Below are 19,963 nucleotides of genomic sequence, written 5' to 3'. Positions count from 1 at the left end.
GGCGCGGTCCTCCCTGTGGCTCTACGGGGTGGCAGCGGCGTGCAGGATGATCTCCACCCGCCGGTTGCGAGAGCGGCCGGCGGGCGAGTTGTTCGCCTCCAGCGGTTCGGTGTCCGCACGCCCCTCGGCCCGCAGGCGCTCAGGCTGGACGGTCTTCGCGAGCAGCGTGCGGACCGCTTCGGCGCGGTCCCGCGACAGGTGCCAGTTGGACGGGTAGCGCAACGACCGGATCGGCAGGCTGTCGGTGTGGCCGGTGACCAGCACCGTGCCGGGCACGTTCCCGAGGGCCTGGCCGATGCGTCCGATCAGCGGCTGGACCCGGCGCGCCAGCTCGGCGCTTCCCGGCTCGAACAGGCCGTCCCCCTGGATCGTCACCACCGAGCGGTCGGGGTGGTCGCGCACCTCGACCTGGCCGGCATCGATCTCCGGCTTCAGGAAGCTCGCCAGGCGCGGCGGGGCCGGGGCGGGCTGTGCGACCACCGCCGGGGGCGGCGGGAGGGCCGGCGCAGCGGGCTTGCGGATGTCGATGGCCTGCAGGGCCTGGAAGGTCGGATCGGTCTCGGTGTTGATGCCGATCCGCAGCCCCAGGAACACCCCCGCGAGCACGCCGGCCGTCACGGCAGCGGCCACCCACACGGGCACGCCGTCGCGGATGCGCGCATCGGCACGGCGTTCGCCGCTCCAGTGCGGTGACAGCTCGCGGTCGCCGCGCGCGTCGGGTTCCTGCAGCACCTGCGCCACGCGTTCGCGGATGCCCTCCAGCTGGCTGGCCCCGTTCGCCTGCACGCGGTAGCGGCCCTCGAAACCGAGGTAGAGCGCGATCGCCATCAGCTCCAGCAGCGGGCGGTTGGGCGGCGGGTTCTGCAGCACCCGGTCGAGCAGCTGGAAGAACTTCTCGCCGCCCCAGGTCTCGTTGTGGAAGGCCACCAGCAGGCTGTGCGAGGCCCAGCTGCCGGAGCCGCCCCAGGGCGTGCCCGATGCCGCCTCGTCGAGCATGGTGCATAGCACGTAGCGACCGGCGATCACCTGCTCGTTGGGCACACCGGCCCGTCGGGCGTCGGCTTCGAACCGCCGGACGGCGGTGGCCAGCGTGGCCTGCAGCTCGCGCGGGTCGGGGTGCTGGGCGGTCACGCGGATCCGCGTGTAGGCGGACAGCAGCGGCGATGCGGCGGCGACCAGCGGGTTGGACGACACGTCCCGCCCGAAGGCTTCGTCCAGTTCCGGCGGCGCAGCCGCGGGCGCCCTCGGCGCGGGGGCCGGCGTGCCCGGCGCATCCGGGCGGGCGCCTCGCCCGGCGCGCGGCTTGATCACCGTGCGTTCGAAGGAGGCGAAGGGGTCATCGTTGCCCTGGCTCACGGCAGTCTCCCATCAGGCGCGGATCGCCCACAGCTCCAGTTCCAGCGACGGAAACTCGCCGGCGACGTGGATGGCCAGTCCCCGGGACGACTCGAGCTGGCGCCACAGCTCGCTGCCGCGGGTGTCCAGCTCGAAATACGTGAAGCCGGCGTGGAAAGGGATCTGGCGCGGCGCCACCGGCAGCACCCGCAGCGGCACGCCCGGCAACTGCAGCGTCACCAGGTCGCGGATGCGCTCGGCCGGGCCGATCTTCGCCTGCGCCGGAAAGCGGCTGCGCAGCGCGTCGCCCGGCATGTTGGCGTTGGCGGCCAGCACGAACTGCGCGCTGCGCTGCAGCTCCAGGTCGGGGATGAGGCCCACGCGGATGCCGTACTTGCGTTCCTGCAGGTCGATTGGAAATGCCGCCTGCTCCGCCACCATGGACAGCAACTGCCGCAGGTCCGCCATGACGAAGGCGAAGCAGGGTTGCGGATCGTCATGCTGGTAGGCGGGGTAGGGCGGCGGGCGGCGCGACTCGCGAAAGGTGCTGAGCTCGCCGGCCAGTCCGACGAACTGCTCGTAGAGCACGGACGGATGTGCGAGGGGATGCTGCTGGAGCGCCGTGAGTTCGGGCTCCGCGCGGTTGTACAGCTGCAGCATCAGGAAATCGGCGATCTCCCCGACGCCCGCACGGCCAGGTTGGGCGAGCCGCGCGGCCAGCGCTTCGCCGCGCTGGTGCAACTGCCCGGCGATCTCGCGCAAGAAGCCATCGAGCGTGCGCTGCCCGCCCACGTGCAGGGTGGGCGGGATGTAGTCCCGGTCCAGCAGTACGCGGCCGTCGGCCCGGCGCTCCAGCACGCGTGCCACGCCCAGCGTCGCGAAGCCTTCGCCGGCATCGCGCGCCAGCAGCAGGCGCAGGTTGAGCCGCCCCAGCTGCACCGGCGCCTGGCGCAGGCTGGCCGCATGGCAGTCGGCCACCTCCACCTCCACGGCGTGCAGGCGGGCCGGCATGGAGGCCTGGCGGTCCTCCACGTCGCTCTCCGGCACGCCCTGGCGCGTGAGCGCCACGCCCAGCAGCACCAGCTCGTCGCGCGCATCCGCGGGAATGTCCAGGGCCGCCGGAGCCGGGTCGTCGCCCGGCACGTCGAAGGGCGTGCCGTCGGGCAGCACCCCTCGTGCCGCGGTCAGCACCAGCTGTCCCTGTTGCAGCCCGGCCTCATCGATCTCCAGCGCCACGTAGCCGCGCATGAACGGGACCAGGGCGGACAGCAGGCGTTGCTGCGTGCGCGTGAGGTGGCGTTCGTGCTGCTGGAAGTGTTGTGGCTGGAGGAACATGCCCTCCGTCCACAGAACCTTGTCGTGCCAAGTCATGCTGGGGCTTCTCAGGGAATGTGATGGGTGAACTGGCCGGGCGACACGAAGGTGATGACGCCGCCCCAGGCGCACATCAGGGTGGAGACGTTGTCCAGGGCCGGCGCGTTGCAGATCAGGACGTTGGGTGCGCCCGCGATCCAGGGGGCGGGCGTGTTCGGCACGCAGGGCATGGGCGTGAGCACGCCCAGGGCGGCCGATGTCGCGGCCGCCACGCTCGGGTTGGCGAGCGACATGCAGACCCCGAAGGGCTGGATATTGACCAGCGGCTGGTGGTCCAGGATGTTGCCGGCGGGCACGTTGGCCGTCATCACCGGGCGCGGCGTGGCGACGAAGGTGCTCGGCGCGGCGCCGAAGCTGCATCGCAGCGTTCCGGCGGTACAGGTCTGCATCGGCATGGCGGCTCCTTGGGGTTCATTGCGGCCGGTCGGCCGGTTCGTCGTGGTCCATCAGCCGTGCGGCCAGCGCGCTGAAGTTGTCGTGGCGCGGCGAGCCGTCCGCGGCCTTGCGGACCATGTCCTCCACCGTGGCCACCCACTCGCCGGCGCCGTCACCCGCGGCCAGCGCAGACTCCAGCGCGGCATCGTTCGCGAGTTCCCACACCCCGTCGGTGCAGAGCAGGAAGGCGTCCTGGCCGGCCTGGAGATCGGCCGCCTCGCCTTCCCCGACCTGCAGGTCGTCGGGCTCGCTGCCCAGGGCGCAGAGCAGCTCGCTGCGGCGCGGGTGGCCGCGCAGGTCGGCCGCTTCGAGCAGGCCCTGGTCGGCCATCGCCTGCACGACGCTGTGGTCCCGGGTGCGCGAGGACAGCCGCCCATGCCGGAACCAGTAGATGCGGGTGTCGCCGGCGTGCACCCAGTAGGCGCGGTGCTCGAGCAGGTCGATCACCAGGCAGGCGATGGTGCTGTACATGTCGACCAGGGGAGTGCCTTCCACGCGCGCCTTGCGCAGCTCGCCGTTGGTCTGTCGGACCAGGGATGCGAGCTGCTGGCTGTCCTGGCTGGGGCGGTCCATGAAGGACTGCAACAGGTGCTTCACCGCAAACTGAGCGGCATGCCTGCCGCCGCCATGGCCCCCCGCGCCATCGGCCACCACGCAGCACAGCTTGTCATCCGATTGCCACCAGCCGCAGGCGTCCTGGTTCTCGTCCCGCCCGCCGGTCTCGTTGATCATCGCGATGTCGACATTCAGCATGGGTCTCTCCTAACGCCGCTGCCGCAACTGCTGGATCTCGGCCTCGTACGCTTCGAGGAAACGGGAGCCGAAGAGGTCGTAGAAGCCGTCCTCGGCCTCCTGCGAGAGTTTTCCGTAAAGCGCCGCGAACTGCTCCCAGAGCTGGGCCTTGCGTCCGGACGGCAGCAGCGACGAGAGTCCGCCGCGCTGCGTGATCCGCTGTTCCAGCGATGCCGGGCTGAACTGCTCCAGCAGGCCCTGCACCGCGGCCCGCATGCCCGCCATCACGGCGAGCTGGTGCGCCTGCAGGTCGTCGTAGGCATCGCGCATGGCCGCCTCCGGCTGCATGTACGCGGGCGATCCCGCCCGCAGGAGGTGGTGCAGCGCCGTGTCTCCATCGGCGGCGAACTTCAGGGGGTTGTTCTCGCGCGGGGCGATCATCGTCACGCGCGCGCGCAGTTCGCGCTTGAAGGCGGCCCGGGCCTGCAGCAGCTGCACGGTGCCCTGCGTGGCTTCGCGCAGCAGCAGTCCGAGGTTCCTGAGCCGGGCCGCGTCGAGCTGTGACGGCTGGAGGTCGGCCAGGCCCAGTCCATCGAGCAGGGCCTGCAGGCGGGCGTCCTCGGCCGCCGCGTCCGCGGGCGCCGGGTGTCGTTCAGGCCCCGGCGCCACTTCAGGCGTGGGGGCCGGATGGCCCGCGCGCGGATCCGTGCGCGCGCCACCCAGGGGAGCGACCCGCTGCGCCTGTGGCCGCTCCTGGTCCCAGGACAGGACAGGTCCGGCGGGGGCGCGCGGCCTGCCTGGCGTGGGCCAGGGCGCGTTCAGGTCCGAGTCGTGGTCGGGCGGCGTGCCCGACCGGTTCGGTGGCGGCCGCCGGCCGGCGTCGACCGCGCCGTCGCCGCCGAGCTGGAACAGCTTGTCGAGTGACTCCTCGTCCGGCGCCGGGTCCAGGAGCGACCCGGGTGGCGCGGGTGCCGGAGACTGCGTGGACGCGAACGGGTCCCAGTCGTCGGGGATGAGCGGACCGGCCGGCGCCGCAGGGGGGCGTGGCCCAGGCCCGGCCGGCGGACGCGCCGGTGCCGCCGAGGCTTCGCTCCCGAACAGGTCGGCGAAGGTGTCGCGGAACGGATCGGCGGGCGCGGCGCTGCCGGCACCGGTCGAGACGGCCAGGACGAACCCACCGATCTCGACCCGGTCGCCCTGGTACAGCAGCACCTCGCGGCCCTGGCCGACGGCCCTCCCGTTGTGCGTGATCGCGTTGGCTCCGTGGTCCACGATGGCGAACCCCGTGCCCCGGAAGACGATGCGCGCGTGCAGGCGGGAGACGGACCGCTCGGGGTCCGGCAGCACGAGCTGGTTGTTGTCGGCGCGGCCGATCGTTCCCCCCAGCTCATCGAAGGTGGCAGACCGGCCTTCGACGGGCGAGCCATTGAAGCTCTCGACCCGCAGGACGATCGTTTCGGCTTTTCCGGGCGGGGGCACGGGCGGTCTCCTCAGCGAAACACGTGGCAGCGACCATCGACGATCGCGACCCGCAAGGGCCAGGCGTGGCGCATGCCATCTTCCGACGCTTCGGTGCGCAGCGCCGGCTCATCGCCCAGCAGGCACTCCAGCATGCGCCCTCCGCCGCAGGAACGCACCTGCATCTCGCCCAACGCGGGCATCACCGGCCGCAGGGCCTTGGTGCCGTGCAGCAGCTGGACCCGCGCGCGCAACCGGTCCGCGACCTCGGCCGGACGCAGCTGGTAGGCCACGGCCACCTCGTCGAGCCGCACCCGCGAGGCCGACACCAGGGGCTCCGGCTGGCCCCGGAAGAGGGCGGTCGCGAGCTCCTGCACGAAGCCCGTGACCTGCGCGTAGGCCGCGCCCGGATCGATGACCGGCGCGTCCAGCCAGCGCCAGCGCGGAAACCGCACCGGCAGCTCGAACCGGTGTTCCACGCGGGATGCGGGGTACAGGTCGCCTTCCTTCACCTCCCAGGCGAACTCATGCACCCGGCGGCTGGTGTCGTCCACCGGGCGTCCGGTGCGCGCCAGCAGCAGCTGGACCCGGGCACTGGCGGCATTGAAGGCCAGGCGCGGGGCCTTGCCCTCGGGGCGCGGCCCCGGCTCGACCTCCAGCGCGAGCTGGTTGCCGCCTGCCAGCACGTACTCGTTCACCGGCACGCTGCACGCTCCCAGGCCCTCGCAGGCCTGGAGCACGGGCAGGTCGTTCAGCCAGGCGCGCACCCTGCAACCGACGGCTTCGAGGCGGAGCACGAGCAGGCGGTCCATCAGCCGGCACTCCAGTCGACCAGCCGCATCGCCGGCAGCAGGGCGAGGCGGCGCCAGGTCATGCCGAGCACCGGGTCGTGCAGCCGCAGCGGCAGCACCACGGGTTCGAGGTCCAGCCGCAGGAAGAACTCCCACCCCGCGCCGCCGGCCTGTCGCGGTCGCAGTCCGGCCTCCGCGGTGATGGCCGCGGGGCAGGGGCCCAGGTCGTGCCACAGGGCGCAGTCGTCCGAAGGAACCGGCTCGCAGCTCACCGTGAACGGCCACCGGGCCTGGCCGCGTGCGGACAGGAAGGCTTGCAGCAGTGGCTGCTCGGGCGTGTCGCGCCGGGCGTCGAAGCGCAGGGGCGTGGACCCGCCGGCACGCAGCCGCAGCACGGCGGGCACGCCTGCGTGCGAGACGGTGCCACTCAGTTCGAGTTCCAAACCGAGGCGCAGGTCCAGGTCCACCTCGGCGCCGGACACCGGTTCGCCGGCCAGTCCCCGCGCACCCTCGCGCCAGCCCCAGGCGAGCGCCGCACGTCCCGCCAGCAGGTGCTCCGTGGCGCTGACCCGGGCATGCGCCGCGCAGGCCCGCCAAGCCTCGTACAGGCGCGCGAGGCCGCGGCCCACCGCCTGAGGCAGTTCCAGGTCGAACGCGGCCGACCACCGCGAGGCGTGCAGCACCTGGCCGTCGCGCTCCAGGCGGTACTTGCCCGCGGGGGACGCGGGCGGTGCCGATGGCTCCTCGGCGGCTTCGCCCAGGCGGAACGCGGCCCCGCCCGCTCGCTGCAGCGCGAACAGGTGCTGGTGCGCGGGGTAGACGGACACGCGCGTGCGCTGCGCGCCGAGCGGGATCCCGGTGTCGCGGACCCCGCAGCCGCCGGCTTCCAGCAGTCCGTGCGACGGCGGGGCTTCCGCCAGCAGCGCCAGGGCGTCGGCCCGCGGCGGTGGCGGCGGGCGGACCGGCCAGGTGACGACCTGCGCGGCATGGCCGGACCAGCGCTGGATGCCGCGCTCGTCGATCCAGCACAGGGCAGGGTGGTGCTCGCCGCAGCTGGCATGGGGCCGCTGGCGCACCTGGAGCTGCGTCACGCGGTCCGGCTCCGCATCGGCCAGCACGTGGATCACCGCGGGCAGCGGATGCTCGGCGTCGGCCACGATCGCGCGGCTGGCAGCCTGGCGCGACCTGCGCTGCCACGCGCCCTGCGTCCGCGCGTATTCCGTCCGGTCGCTGGCCGCCGTCACGCCCACCTGCACCGCCTCCAGGTCGCAGGCCCGCCGCGGCACCAGGGGCGGCTCGGCGCCCTCCCGGCGGCGCAGGTCTTCCGTCCCATCGAGCAGCGCCTCGTCGCTGGCGCGGAAGCGGTCGGCCTCGCCGCCCTTTCGCTTCAGCTGGGTCACGGCCTGGATCACCAGCTGGTGGATGCGGGTGGCGGGCGACAGGCGGGCATCCGACAGGGTGGCCAGGGCCCATTCGTTCTCGGGCCTGGCCTCGAAGCCGGGACCGAGCGCCAGGCACAGGTTCAGGTAGCGGGCCGCGCTGCCCTCATCGTCCAGCCCGAACTGCCGCGCCCGCCGCACGGCCGACTCGGTGAAGTCGGCCCGTCGCTCCCCCAGCCGGGTGGCCAGCTCGGGCCACTGGGTGAAGACGATCTCCAGCAGGGCTTGGTCCGTGGCCGTCATCGCGTGGTGTCAACCCTTCATGTGCGTGAGCTTGTCGGCGGGCTGCTCGGGCTTCTGCGGGGCCTCGGCCTGCTTCGGTGCCTTGGGCGAGGAGCCGGCTCCCGCGCCGGGGCTGCCACCGGAGTTCACCCGCACCATGGCGCCGGTGATCGCGACCTCGGCCGGGCCCACCACCACCGAGGCGCCGCCGGCCTTCAGCGTGATCATCGCGCCGGCTTCGATGACGATGTTGGCGCCTGCCTTGATGTGCACGTTGGCGGCGGCGTCGATGCCCAGGTTGGCGCCGACCTTGGCGTCCCAGTTGCCGCCGGCCTTGAGGGACGCGCCCGCCTGCGTCTGCATGGCCAGGTCGCCCGTCACCTTGAGCCCGTACTGGCCCTTCACCTCGATGGCGCTGTCCTGGTCGATGACCAGGGCCACCTGGCCCTGCACCTGCTCCTTCACGTCCTGTGCCACGGTGCGGTCCACGCGCCCCTTGATCTCTTCCTTCAGGTGGCGCTCGACGATCCGGTACTCGTCGTTCCCGACGTGCACGTGCCGGTCGGCCTCGATCTCCACGAACAGGTCCTTCTGGGCCTGCAGCCAGACGTACTCCTCGCCCGCCTTGTCCTCGAAGCGCAGCTCGTTGAAGGCCTGGGCTGTGCCGCCGGGGGTGGAGCGGCTCTTCATGGTGGCCACGGTCTTGTGCTCGGGCAGGGCGTACGGGGGCGAGTGCGCGCCGTTGTAGACGCGGCCGGTGACCAGCGGCCGGTCCGGGTCGCCTTCGAGGAAATCGACCACCACCTCCTGGCCGATGCGCGGCAAGGCCATGAAGCCGAAGCCGTCACCCGCCAGCGGCTGCGCGACACGGACCCAGCAGGAGCTGTCCTGGTCGCGCTTGCCCAGGCGGTCCCAGTGGAAGTGCAGCTTCACGCGGCCGTGCTCGTCGGTGTAGATCTCCTCGCCCGCCGGGCCGACCACGGTGGCCGTCTGCGGCCCGCTCACCACCGGCCGGGGCGTGCGTCGCGCCGGCCGGTACGGGGTGCTGGCCTCGAAGGCCGTGAAGGCACACTGGAAGCGCGCGTCGCCCTGTCCGGACTCGCTGCCCGCCACGGTGGCGGTGATGCGGGTGGAGGCGAACACGTACTCGCCCTGGCCATGGGCCGGGGCGCCATCGAGGCGGAAGCGGTGCCCGCAGGCGATCAGCCGGCTGTCGCCGGCGCCGGCGATGCGCTCCTGCAGGCTCTGCTGCTCCTGCGCCCGCAGCGATGCACGCCGGCGGCCTTCCCCGGCGCTGGTGTAGAGGCCGGGGTAGTCGTAGGTGTCCAGTTCGGCGGGCGACCGGCGATCGCCGAGTTCGTCCGACTGCGTGAGGTCGACGCTGGGCCGCGTGAAGTCGTAGTCGCGGAGCATCGACCGGGTGGGCCGCAGTTCCTGCGCCACCTGCCAGTCGCTGATGCAGTCGTTGACGCTGCGGTCGAGGAGGCCGTGCCGGTAGGTGATCTGCTCGGCGCCGGGGAAGGGCCGGTGCGCGCTGGCGTCGTCGGTCAGCACCAGGATGTGCTTGTCCTCCTCGTGTTCGAAGAAGTAGTAGATGCCCTCCTGCTCGAACAGGCGGCTGACGAAATCGAAATCGGTCTCCCGGTACTGCACGCAGTAGTCCAGCGGCTCGTTCGTGCCGGCCAGCTCGAAGCGGTGGTCGCCGCCGTAGTGCTGCATCACCTGCCGCGTGATCTGTTCCACGGTGAGCTTCTGGAAAATCCGGATGTCGGTGCGCTTGGTCAGCAGCCACAGCCAGGGCCGCAGCTGCAGGCGGTAGGCGAAGCGCCGGCCCGCCGTGCCTTGCAGCGCGATCGAGGTGACGATGCCGTGGAAGTGGCGCTGGCTGGTGCCGTCACCCAGCGTCAGCGAAAGCCCCACAGGCTGCGCGAGCAGCTCCTCGGGGTGTTCGAGCAGGTTCTCGGCCAGCGCCTCCACCTCGAACTCGAAGGGCCGGGACAGCTCCTCCGACATGCTCACGGCGGACAGCAGCAGCGGCTGCGGTGCCCGCAGGCTGGCGAGGGCGAGCGCTGGCTTGGCCATGGTTCAGGCTCGCACCAAGAGGTTGATGTTCGTGCACATGTCTGGCACCCGTTCAGGGTCTCATCCCGCTGCGCTTCATCTGTTCCACGCGATCGTGCTGCTCCACCATCGCCTGGCCGAGCGCCCCAAGAAAGTCCGTGAGGTTCGCTGTGTCCACGGTCTCGGAACGCTTGGCCAGGTGCTTGACAAGCCTGACGCTCCCGGGTCGCTCCACCATGCCCGACTTTGCATAGACCAGGTATTTGTGGCCGCTCAGGTTCAGTGCTGGGGCCGTGATCTCCACGATGTAAAGGTCGCCGGGGCCACTGCCATCCAGCATCTTCATGGCTCCATCGGCACCGCTCACAGTGAAGTAGGCGCGATCCTCCCCATAAGTGCCGCGCGCGTTCAGAACCAGAACCGTGTCCAGCACCGACTTCAAGTGGGATTCCTCCGGCAGCATCTGCAGCCGGGCGGAGGTCCGCGAGGTGAAGTTCACTGTGGTCTCGAGTGACTTCTTGGCGGTGACCCCCGCCGAGGCGACGCTGAGGGCGGTGGTGAGGGCCGGGATGCCAAGCAGGCCGGCCACGTACTTGGCAACCGTGAGGAGTCCACTCATGTTGCATCTCCCGAGAACGAGTAGGAGAAGTCACTTTCGGTCGCCGACACGTGCACCTGGGTGACGGGGCGATTGGCCACGAGTCGGTTCAGGAACTCCCTGCTCAAGGCTGGCAGCATGGTGTTGGTCAGGATCGCATCGATCATCCGGCCGCCAGATGCACTCTCGGTGCAACGGTTGACCACCAACGCGGGTACGTTCTCGTCATAGGTGAACGGCACCTTGTAGCGTTCCTCGATCCGGCGCTTCACGCGCCCGAGCTGCAGCTTCACGATGCGCCCCATCATCTGCTGGCTCAGCGGGTAGTAGGGAATCGCCACCAGCCGGCCCAGCAGCGCCGGCGGGAAGACCTTGAGCAGAGGCTCGCGCAAGGCCTTGGCCAGCGCCTCGGTGGTGGGCAGCAGCTCGGGGTCGGCGCACATCCCGCTGATCAGGTCGGTGCCTGCGTTGGTCGTGAGCAGGATGAGCGTGTTGCGGAAGTCGATGCGGCGGCCTTCGCCGTCTTCCATCACCCCCTTGTCGAAGACCTGGAAGAAGATCTCGTGCACGTCGGGGTGGGCCTTCTCCACCTCGTCGAGCAGCACCACGCTGTAGGGGCGTCGGCGCACGGCCTCGGTCAGCACGCCGCCTTCGCCATAGCCCACGTAGCCCGGGGGGGCGCCCTTCAGCGTCGAGACCGTGTGCGGCTCCTGGAACTCGCTCATGTTGATGGTGATCAGGTTCTGCTCGCCGCCGTACAGGGCTTCCGCCAGTGCCAGTGCCGTCTCGGTCTTGCCGACCCCGGACGGGCCGGCGAGCAGGAACACGCCGACCGGCTTGTCGGGGTTGTCGAGGCCGGCTCGCGAGGTCTGCACCCGCTTGGCGATCATGTCCATCGCATGGTCCTGGCCGATCACGCGCTCGGCCAGCAAGCGGTCCAGCTTCAGCACGGTCTCGACTTCGTTGCGCGCCATGCGCCCCACCGGAATCCCGGTCCAGTCCGCGACGACCGAGGCGACCGCCTGGTAGTCGACCGTCGGCAGGATGAGCGGCGACTCGCCCTGGGACTCGGCCAGCCGCTGCTGCAGCCGGCGCAGGGTGTCCAGGGCATCGGCACGTTCGCTCTCGGGCAGGGGCGGCTCGGTGGCGCGCAGCCGCTCGCGCAGGCGCAGGATCTCGTTCACCAGCTCCTTCTCCTCGGACCAACGCTGCTGCAGCCCCGCGAGGCGCTCCTGTTCGGTGGCGAGGCCGGTGGCTACCTGCGCCGGGCGCTCGCCCACCTCGATGCCGACGGCCTTCTCGCGTTCGATGATGGCGCGCTCGGTCTCCAGCGACTCGATGCGCTTGAGGCAGTCGTCCACTTCGGCGGGGGTGGCATGCAGGCTCACGGCCACGCGCGCCGACGCGGTGTCCAGCAGGCTCACGGCCTTGTCGGGCAACTGGCGAGCCGGGATGTAGCGATGGCTGAGCCGCACGGCGGCTTCGAGCGCTTCGTCCAGGATCTGCACGCGGTGGTGCTGCTCCATGGCGCTGGCGATGCCGCGCATCATGCGCACGCCCCTCGCTTCGTCCGGCTCATCCACCTGCACGCTCTGGAAGCGGCGCGTGAGCGCGGGATCCTTCTCGATGTACTTCTTGTACTCGGCGAAGGTGGTCGCGCCTATCGTGCGCAGCGTGCCGCGCGCCAGCGCCGGCTTGAGCAGGTTGGCCGCGTCACCGGTGCCGGCCGCACCGCCCGCACCGACCAGGGTGTGGGTCTCGTCGACGAACAGGATGATCGGCCTGGTGCTGGCCTGCACCTCGTCGATGACCGACCGGAGCCGTTGCTCGAACTCGCCCTTCATGCTGGCACCGGCCTGCAGCAAGCCCACGTCCAGCGTGCGCACCTCGACGTCCTTGAGCGCCGGTGGCACGTCCCCGCGCGCGACGCGCTGGGCGAAGCCCTCCACCACAGCGGTTTTGCCCACACCCGCCTCGCCCACCAGGATGGGGTTGTTCTGGCGCCGCCGCATCAGGATGTCGATCACCTGCCGGATCTCGTCGTCGCGCCCGACGATGGGGTCCATCTTTCCCGAGCGGGCCTGCCCGGTCAGGTCGGTGGTGAAGCGCTTGAGCGCCTCCTGCTTGCCCATCTGCGCGGGGGCAATGGCTTCGCTGGTCTCGCCCGGGCCGGCTTCTGCACCGCTGGAGGGCTGCGATGCGTCCTCGGCCGACCCGGCGACGATCCGCGCCAGGTTGTCGCTGAGGTCGTCCGCCTTCACCTTCTCGAACTGCCGAGAGATGCCCAGCAGGGCGTTGCGCAGGTAGCTGGTCTTCAGCATGCCGACCATCACGTGGCCGCTGCGCACGGCCGCATCCCCGTACATTAGCGATCCGTAGACCCAGCCGCGCTCCACCGCGTTGGTGATGTTCTCCGAAATGTCTCGGATCTGCGTGGACCCCCGTGGCAGGCGCTCCAGGGCGGTCGTGATGTCGGTCGCCAGGCGGGACTGGTCGAGGTCGTAATGCCGGATGATGCGCGTCCAGTCGCCCTCGCTGGCCTGCACCAGCTGCGCGACCCAGTGCTCCAGCTCCACGAACGGGTTGCCCCGCAGCTTGCAGAAGACGGTCGCGCCTTCCACGGATTTGTAGGCTTCGGGATGGAGCTTGCCGAAAACCTTCACGCGCGAGAGTTCAGCCATGGGTGCCTTCCTTCTGGCTCTTGAGAGGGGGATGCAGCTTCACGCGGGCATTGCGCCGGTGCGGGGCGCGGCCGATCCAGGTGGTCCATCCGAGCCGGCCATACTGGCCGGGGCGGCACACGGGAACATCCCCGGCCTGGAGCTCCAGCTCGAGGGTCCAGCCGAGCTCGTGCCCCACATGGAAGCGCGTGAGGGCGGTCACCGCCGGCAGCGCTGCGCCATCGGGCAGCAGGGACTCGTAGACGCCCAGGCGCAGCGGTCCGATCCGCAGGCCGAAGTGATGCTGCCGGTCCCAGACCGAGGCCCCCAGCACCGCGCCGGCGCCCAGGCGCGCCGTCTCCGAACGGCCGCCGATCCGCGTGCGGTCGGTGGGCGGCAGGTCCATCCACGTGCCCGCGAACGGGACCACCTGCACCGGCATCCGCAGCCAGCCGCTCAGCACGGCCGACAGGCCGTCGGCGCTGCGGACCGGGTTCGAGAAGTGCCCGGCGAAGAACCGACGCGCGTCGTCGGGCACTTCGTCCCGGCCCTGCTGCGAGCGCTCGCGGATCCCGACCAGGGCGCCCACCAGGTTCGCGAACCGGTCGTCCCCGGGCCGGTCGGCGCTGGCCGTCGGCTGGGCCTGGGCCCAGGCGCGGTAGAACAGCAGCAGCAGGCGGTGATGGAACAGGTCGGCGAAGCGGGCCAGCGCCCGGTCGTCGTGGTTCAGGAGCCGCTCCCGCGCGTAACCCGTCAGATGCAGCGGCAACGGACCGTTGGGACCGAACAGCCCGAAGAACCGGACATCCACGCGCGCCGGTGTCGCGCCGGCCGCCGGTGCGACACCGGCCAGGGCGGCCGGGGCGAAGCTCAGTTCCGGCGACTGGCCCAGGCGCAGCGGCTCCTCCGCCGGACGCAGGGCGGTGCCCAGCCGGGGCCGCTCCGGGCTGCGGGCCTCGATGCTTCGCAGCAGGGCATAGAAATCAAAGCTCCAGGGCTGCGCCGCAGCGCCCGCCAGGATCTGTTCGGGGCCTTGCATCAGAGGATCGGGCGATTGCCGCACCGCGGCCTCCCTTCAAGGATCACGCCCTGCGCCAGCGAGCGTATGCGGGTCACGGTGAAGGCGTTCAGCGCCACGTGCCGCGCGAACCATCGCTCCAGCAAGGTTCCCAGCAGGTAGGCGCTGCCGCCTTCGAAGGCGTGCTCGTCGACGTCGACCTCGATCTGCACGCCGCGGCCGAAGGCGATCGGGCCGGCCATGGGAAGCCGGCGCACGGTGGGCGTGCTGCGCACCGATCGAAGCCCTTCGACTTGCCGGGTGGCCGCGGCATCGCCGGGCGGCAGGTACAGGCGCAGCATGTCCCTGAGCGCGGCGGCGCCCTCGGTCGCGTTCGTGTCCGACAGGGACAGGTGATGCAGCGCGAACTGGTTGATCAACTGCCAGGCCGCCTGGCCATCGCGCAGGGCGGGTTGCGGACGGGAGGGTTCGCGCAGCGCATGCACCGAGGCCACAGGCGCCGCGACGTCGAGCTGCAACTCGCGCGTGCCCTGCACCGTCGGGATCTGCAGGGGCAGGTCGCGGTTGCTGCACAGGGCCCGCACGGCAAGCTGGCGCAGGTCGTCGGAATAGGGTGCCTGCGCCGCATCGACGATGGACAGGAAGACCTCCGATCCCACGTAGCTGCTGCGGGGACCTTCGCGCTTCTGGGTCGAGGACAGCATGCGCGGTTCCCGCTGCACCGTGTAGTAGGCCGGCTGCAGCCGCTCTTCACCCTGGAACGCGCCATAGAGCGGCCTGAAGTGCCGCTCGCTCGTGCTGCCTGCGCCGAAGCCGGTGACGTCGAGCACCTGGTGGATCTCGTAGTCCAGCGGACGCGTGCGATCCGCCACCACATGGAAGTCGTGGCTGCGCGGGGACACGTGGATGCGGTCGCAGCGCCGCTCGAAGAGGTTGATGGCCGGCACGCAGTGCAGGGCCAGCGCGTCGGCGGCTACCGATTGGCCCAGCGACGGATCGCCGCGATCGAGCAGCACGATGAGGTCGGCCTCGTTGCCGCCGAGCCGCTGCAGGGCCGCCCCGCACCCGCGCAGTTCGAACGACAGGAACTTCTGTGGCAGCGCGAAGTATTCCTGCAGGAGCCGGTACCCGGCGAAGCCGCGCTGCGTCACCGGCAGCAAGGCCTCCTCGTCCTCGAAGCCCAGGGGTTCGATTCGGGCCGGCAGGGCTTCGGCCGCCCCCTTGGCGGACCGGCGCACCAGCACGCCCATCGCATGGCCGGTGATCAGTTCGTGGAGCCGGAACCCGACCGAGTCGCTGGACGTGCAGGACAGGCGGATGTCGTGCCAGCCCACGCGGGCGAAGTCCATGCCCGGCGCGCAGCGCAGGCGGATCCGCACGCCGCCCGCCGCGCGGCGCCATGCCGGGGGCACCGGCAGCTCACCGGCGTGGGTGAAGTACTCGACCCCCGTTACCGCCACCGGCCACAGGGTGAGCGCGGAGCCGGTGGTGAACTCGCAGGGCGTCGGCGAATGGGCGGCCCTGGCCCGCAGCCGCGTGCCGCGCGGCAGCGTCACACCCGATGCCAGCGCATCGTCTCCCAGCCTGGGACGCACCTGCGCGATCAGCATCGCGGGCACCGGGGCGAGGAACTGTGGGTACAGGATGTCCAGCAGCCGCTGCGTGAAGAGCGGGAACTCGGCGTCCATCCGCAGCTGCAAGCGGGCCGTGAGGAAGGCAAAGCCTTCCAGCAGCCGTTCGACATACGGGTCGGCGACCTCCATGCCCTCCATGCCGAGGCGCCCGGCGATCTTGGGGAACTCGGCCGCGAACTCGGCGCCCATCTCCCGCACGTGCTGCAGTTCCTGGTTGTAGTAGCGGAGGAGGCGAGGGTCCATGGCGCGTCAGCGGGCGAGGTCGCGGACCTCGAACTCGCCGGTCTCCAGGTCGAGGTCGGTCTGCAGCAGCAATTCGAGGGGCACGGGCTGGGCCCACATCTGCGCGCTGATGCGGAAGCTGAGCTGGTTGTGCCAGTCCATGGGCTCGTCGGACAGCAGGGCCTCGACCTGCACGGTATGAGGCAGCATGCGTGGTTCGTGCTCCAGCAGCGCTTGCCGGATCGCCTCTTCCATCTGCGGGATCTCCAGCGAGGACGCGGTGAAGCCCGACCAGGCCGGCAGCCCGTAGAACAGGACCGAGCGCCTGGCCTGGGACAGGCCTTCGGTGTCATCCGTGGCGCGCGTCGCGTTGAGCAGCCAGCGCAGGTCCCGCAGCACCGCCTCGCGCAGCTGGGCCCGGGACAGGACGCGGCGCTCCAGCGGCTCTTCGCGCAGCCCGGGTTCGTCGTCCCGCAGGCGATCGAGCAGGGCGGGCTGCAGCCGGTCCCTAATCCTGGGCGTGTTCATCGTCGGGTCCGGCCGCAGGAAGGTCGAAGACGACTTCCCGCAGGTCCATCAGGGGGTACTCGGTGGACGGCGTGGCAAGGATCCGCTGCCCCTGCCCGACGAAGCGGCCGGGTTCGGGTTCGGCCCAGTCCGTGCGCCGGGACAGCGCGAACGCGTCCTGGTCGAGGGGCGTGCCCGCATAACGGGTCGGCAGCAGGGCCACGCTTTCGCCGCCATTGCTGAACTGCAAGTGCGCCGGCATCCAGACCACGTCGCGCAGGTCCACCGGCGGGTCGAGCGAGATGCGTGCGATGCGCGTGAACGGCACCCAGTAGTAGCGGCCCTGCATCACGGCCTCGAGCACCGGCCCGATGCGGGTGTCGGCGTCGGCCAGCCACTCGAAGGCCTCGCCATTGGCGGTTCCGGCGCTCACGGGCGCCTCGTCCAGGGCCCGCGCCCGCAGCCCGGCGCCGGCCGCGCTGTCGCCCTGGCCCTCCTGCAGCAGGGCCTCGAGCAGCAGGGCGGTCCAGGGTTCCGGCTCACCCAGCAGCAAGGGCACCTTCTTGCCGGCGAACACCTGTTCCCGCAGCGGCTCGCACCGGATCGCACCCTCGTAGGTCTGCACCATCGGCTGCGCGCTGGGGTCGAGTTCGCCGGCCATGCCCAGTTGACGCAGGGCGCGGTCCCACTCGCCCCGCACCGCGAGCAGCTGGAACAGGAAAGTGCGCAGGCGGGCGTCCGAAGGCTGCCGCCGCACGTGCTCCTGCAGCAGCTCCAGGGCCCGGCGAAGCTCGCCCGCCCGTATCGCCTGGAGGGCGTCGGCAGCGATGTCGGTGTCTGTGCTCATGGCGTGCTCCGGGCTCAGGAGGAGGCGGCAGCGATGCCGTGGAAGTGCGTCGCGCCCTTGCGCGCGCCGCCCACCTCCTGTCCGGCATAGCTCACCTCGACGGATTCGTAGGCCAGGGTGATCTGCTCGACCATCCGGTCTTCGCCGCTGTCCGATTGCTGCAGCTGGTAGCCGGTGACATGGGCCTTGGTGAGCGTGAGCGTGAGGTAGTCCTCGGCATCCACGCCCTGGCGCCGCACGCTCAGCACGGCTTTGCGGACCAGCTCGTTGGTGGCCAGCATGGACATGAGCGCGGTCGAGGCCGCATCGATGTGCTTTTCGATCACCAGGTCGCCGTAGTCGACGCGGGCCGCGGCGGCCTTCGTGACCACATCGCGTGGCGAGCGCATCTTCCAGCCGAACGAATGGACATCGATCTCGCCCACGTGACCGGCCGCCACGGACTCGCCCTTGACGGCGCCGCGGGTGCCCTCCACCTTCAGGTGCACGATGTCCCTGGCCATGGCCTCTCCTCTGGTTGCTAGCACCTCGCCGGAGCGCGGTCAGACCTTGGTGTTGGCAGCGATGTCCCAGCCGTAGGTCGTGGCGCCCGAGCCCGCGCCAGCCTTGCTCTGCGGGTTGTATTCGACCTTCACCTTCGCGAAGTTGAGCGTGACGTTCTCGGTCAGGCGGTCTTCGCCGCCCGAGCCACCGGTGCTCAGGGAGGTGACCATCACCTGCTCCATGATGATCTTCAGGTACTCCACGGGCTTGTCCCCGCCGGCCTTGCGCACCGTCAGCGTGGCCTTGTCGACGTGCTTGCCATTGCTCGCGTGCAGCATGAGCGCCGTGCTGGCCTTGTCGATGTACTTGGTGAACGAGAGGTCCTGCACGTTGACCTTGCCCGCCCCCGACCCGCCGCCCACGTGCGCGCTTCCGCTATTGCTCAGGCCCCAGCTCCAGGCCAGGACGTCGATGCTCTTGGAGTGGTCCTTGTCGGCGGACTCACCCTCGATGCCTTCGATCTTCAGAAACATGTCAACGGCCACTTTCAACTCCTTCGTGGTTTCGGCTGCTGGTCAGCGCGGCAGGGCCGCGGCCCCCTCAGCAGTCGGTGGAGGGGGACATCGATCGCGCATGGGGAGGCTCAGGCTGCCTTCACCGAAGGCAGCTTGGAGACGAGCCGGAGTGACACCGTGAGGCCTTCCAGTTGGTAATGGGGTCGAAGGAAGAACTTCGAGTTGTAGTAGCCGGGATTGCCTTCCACCTCCTCGACTACCACCTCGGCCCCGGCCAGCGGGCGCTGCGCCTTGGCTTCGTCGCCGGCATGCGCCGGATCGCCGTGGACGTACTGGTGCACCCAGTCGTGCAGCCAGCGCTGCATGTCGTCGCGTTCCTTGAACGAGCCGATCTTGTCGCGCACGATGCACTTCAGGTAGTGCGCGAACCGGCACGTCGGGAACATGTAGTGCAGGCGTGCGGACAGCCTGGCATTGGCGGTGGCGTCGGGGTCCTCGTACTCGGCCGGCTTGTGCAGCGACTGCGCGCCGATGAAGGCCGCGAAATCGCTGTTCTTCCGGTGCAGCAGCGGCATGAACCCGTTGCCCGCCAGTTCGGCCTCGCGCCGGTCGTCGATGGCGATCTCGGTGGGGCACTTCATGTCGACGCCGCCGTCGTCGGTGGGGAAGGTGTGCGTGGGCAGGTTGGTCACCGCGCCGCCCGACTCGATGCCGCGGATGCGCGTGCACCAGCCGTACTGCTTGAACGACCGGTTGATGTTGACCGCCATCGCATACGCGGAGTTGGCCCACACGTACTTGGTGTGATCGGCCGAACCCGTCTCTTCCTCGAAGTTGAAGCCTTCCACGGGGTTGGTGCGCGCGCCGTACGGCGCACGTGCCAGGAAACGCGGCATGGTCAGGCCGATGTACTTGCTGTCCTCGGATTCGCGCAGGCTGCGCCATGCGGCGTACTCCGGGGTGCCGAAGATCTTGGTCAGGTCCCTGGGGTTGGCGAGCTCCTGCCACGATTCCATCTGCATCGCCGTGGGGGAGGCGGCGGCAATGAAGGGTGCGTGGGCGGCTGCTGCGATCTTGGCGATCTCGCCGAGCAGTTCAACGTCGGGGGCGGTGTGGTCGAAGTGGTAGTCGCCCACCAGGCAGCCGTACGGATGGCCGCCGAACATGCTGTATTCCTCGTTGTAGATGCGCTTGAACAGCGGGCTCTGGTCCCAGTTGGCGCCCTTGAACCGCTTGAGCGTCTTCTGCAGTTCCTGCTTGGAGATGTTCATCACGCGGATGCGCAGCATCTCGTCGGTCTCGGTGTTGTTGACGAGGTGGTGCAGGCCCCGCCACGCGCCTTCGAGCTTCTGGAAATCCGGGTGGTGGATGATCGCGTTGACCTGCTCGGAGAGCTTGCGATCGATGGCCGCGATCATGCCTTCGATGGTTCGCGTCACGTCGCCGCTGATCAGCTGGGTCTGCGACAGCGCCTGTTGCGCGAGCGTCTGAACGGCCTGTTCGACGGCGCTCCTGGCTTCCTCCGTCTTGGGCTTGAACTCGCGCTGCAGCAAGGCGGACAGGTCATTGCCCTCCAGGCTGACGCCGGGCAGGGATGAAGAGCTGGTCTGGGCTTCGGCCATGTGTCGTCTC

The 19,963-nt window shown here is 70.5% G+C and carries 17 protein-coding genes; all 17 read right to left on the bottom strand.

Annotation, left to right across the window (positions count from 1 at the left end; all coding sequences use genetic code 11):
• Positions 1 to 21 precede the first annotated feature (21 nt).
• Positions 22 to 1,356 (bottom strand): DotU family type VI secretion system protein, encoded by a 1,335-nt coding sequence (locus JI739_RS04625; protein ID WP_201682642.1) that lies wholly within the window; start codon positions 1,354 to 1,356, stop codon positions 22 to 24.
• Positions 1,357 to 1,368: 12 nt separating this feature from the next.
• Positions 1,369 to 2,706 carry a type VI secretion system baseplate subunit TssK gene (gene tssK, locus JI739_RS04620; protein ID WP_201682641.1) on the bottom strand — a complete coding sequence of 446 codons (1,338 nt, stop codon included), beginning with the start codon at positions 2,704 to 2,706 and terminating at the stop codon, positions 1,369 to 1,371.
• A gap of 11 nt (positions 2,707 to 2,717) precedes the next feature.
• Entirely contained in the window at positions 2,718 to 3,104 is a 387-nt protein-coding gene (locus tag JI739_RS04615; protein WP_201682640.1) for a DUF4280 domain-containing protein, read from the bottom strand.
• Between the two features lie 16 nt (positions 3,105 to 3,120).
• Positions 3,121 to 3,897, bottom strand: a complete 777-nt coding sequence (locus JI739_RS04610) for a PP2C family protein-serine/threonine phosphatase (RefSeq protein ID WP_201682639.1) — start codon at positions 3,895 to 3,897, stop codon at positions 3,121 to 3,123.
• Positions 3,898 to 3,906: 9 nt separating this feature from the next.
• Positions 3,907 to 5,355, bottom strand: coding sequence for a type VI secretion system-associated FHA domain protein TagH (gene tagH, locus JI739_RS04605; protein ID WP_201682638.1), 1,449 nt, complete (start codon positions 5,353 to 5,355; stop codon positions 3,907 to 3,909).
• A gap of 11 nt (positions 5,356 to 5,366) precedes the next feature.
• Complete coding sequence (locus tag JI739_RS04600) at positions 5,367 to 6,146, bottom strand: hypothetical protein (RefSeq protein WP_201682637.1); 780 nt, start codon at positions 6,144 to 6,146, stop codon at positions 5,367 to 5,369.
• A complete protein-coding gene (locus tag JI739_RS04595) occupies positions 6,146 to 7,807 on the bottom strand; it encodes a hypothetical protein (protein WP_201682636.1) in 1,662 nt (553 codons plus the stop codon). Before JI739_RS04595 ends, JI739_RS04600 begins: the two co-directional genes overlap by 1 nt.
• A gap of 9 nt (positions 7,808 to 7,816) precedes the next feature.
• Positions 7,817 to 9,868, bottom strand: a complete 2,052-nt coding sequence (locus JI739_RS04590) for a type VI secretion system Vgr family protein (protein ID WP_201682635.1) — start codon at positions 9,866 to 9,868, stop codon at positions 7,817 to 7,819.
• Between the two features lie 52 nt (positions 9,869 to 9,920).
• Entirely contained in the window at positions 9,921 to 10,466 is a 546-nt protein-coding gene (locus tag JI739_RS04585; protein ID WP_201682634.1) for a hypothetical protein, read from the bottom strand.
• Positions 10,463 to 13,126 (bottom strand): type VI secretion system ATPase TssH, encoded by a 2,664-nt coding sequence (gene tssH / locus JI739_RS04580; protein WP_201682633.1) that lies wholly within the window; start codon positions 13,124 to 13,126, stop codon positions 10,463 to 10,465. The genes JI739_RS04585 and tssH overlap by 4 nt, the downstream gene beginning before the upstream one ends.
• Positions 13,119 to 14,144, bottom strand: coding sequence for a type VI secretion system baseplate subunit TssG (tssG, locus tag JI739_RS04575; protein WP_201682632.1), 1,026 nt, complete (start codon positions 14,142 to 14,144; stop codon positions 13,119 to 13,121). Before tssG ends, tssH begins: the two co-directional genes overlap by 8 nt.
• Positions 14,144 to 16,000, bottom strand: a complete 1,857-nt coding sequence (gene tssF, locus JI739_RS04570; protein WP_201682631.1) for a type VI secretion system baseplate subunit TssF — start codon at positions 15,998 to 16,000, stop codon at positions 14,144 to 14,146. Before tssF ends, tssG begins: the two co-directional genes overlap by 1 nt.
• A 6-nt stretch (positions 16,001 to 16,006) precedes the next feature.
• Positions 16,007 to 16,507, bottom strand: coding sequence for a type VI secretion system baseplate subunit TssE (tssE, locus tag JI739_RS04565; RefSeq protein WP_201682630.1), 501 nt, complete (start codon positions 16,505 to 16,507; stop codon positions 16,007 to 16,009).
• Positions 16,488 to 17,333 carry a type VI secretion system accessory protein TagJ gene (locus tag JI739_RS04560; protein ID WP_201682629.1) on the bottom strand — a complete coding sequence of 282 codons (846 nt, stop codon included), beginning with the start codon at positions 17,331 to 17,333 and terminating at the stop codon, positions 16,488 to 16,490. The genes tssE and JI739_RS04560 overlap by 20 nt, the downstream gene beginning before the upstream one ends.
• 14 nt (positions 17,334 to 17,347) lie before the next feature.
• On the bottom strand, positions 17,348 to 17,836 hold the full coding sequence (locus JI739_RS04555; RefSeq protein WP_201682628.1) for an Hcp family type VI secretion system effector: 489 nt from the start codon (positions 17,834 to 17,836) through the stop codon (positions 17,348 to 17,350).
• A gap of 39 nt (positions 17,837 to 17,875) precedes the next feature.
• Positions 17,876 to 18,361: an Hcp family type VI secretion system effector gene (locus JI739_RS04550; RefSeq protein ID WP_201682627.1), complete on the bottom strand. Its 486-nt coding sequence runs from the start codon at positions 18,359 to 18,361 to the stop codon at positions 17,876 to 17,878.
• A 98-nt stretch (positions 18,362 to 18,459) separates the two neighbouring features.
• Positions 18,460 to 19,953: a type VI secretion system contractile sheath large subunit gene (gene tssC, locus JI739_RS04545; protein WP_201682626.1), complete on the bottom strand. Its 1,494-nt coding sequence runs from the start codon at positions 19,951 to 19,953 to the stop codon at positions 18,460 to 18,462.
• Between the last annotated feature and the right edge of the window lie 10 nt (positions 19,954 to 19,963).

Source organism: Ramlibacter aurantiacus (assembly GCF_016722895.1).
In the GTDB taxonomy this organism is placed as follows: domain Bacteria; phylum Pseudomonadota; class Gammaproteobacteria; order Burkholderiales; family Burkholderiaceae_C; genus Ramlibacter; species Ramlibacter aurantiacus.
The sequence above is the reverse complement of the archived record's forward strand: the minus strand, read 5'-3'. Positions and strand labels throughout refer to the sequence as shown.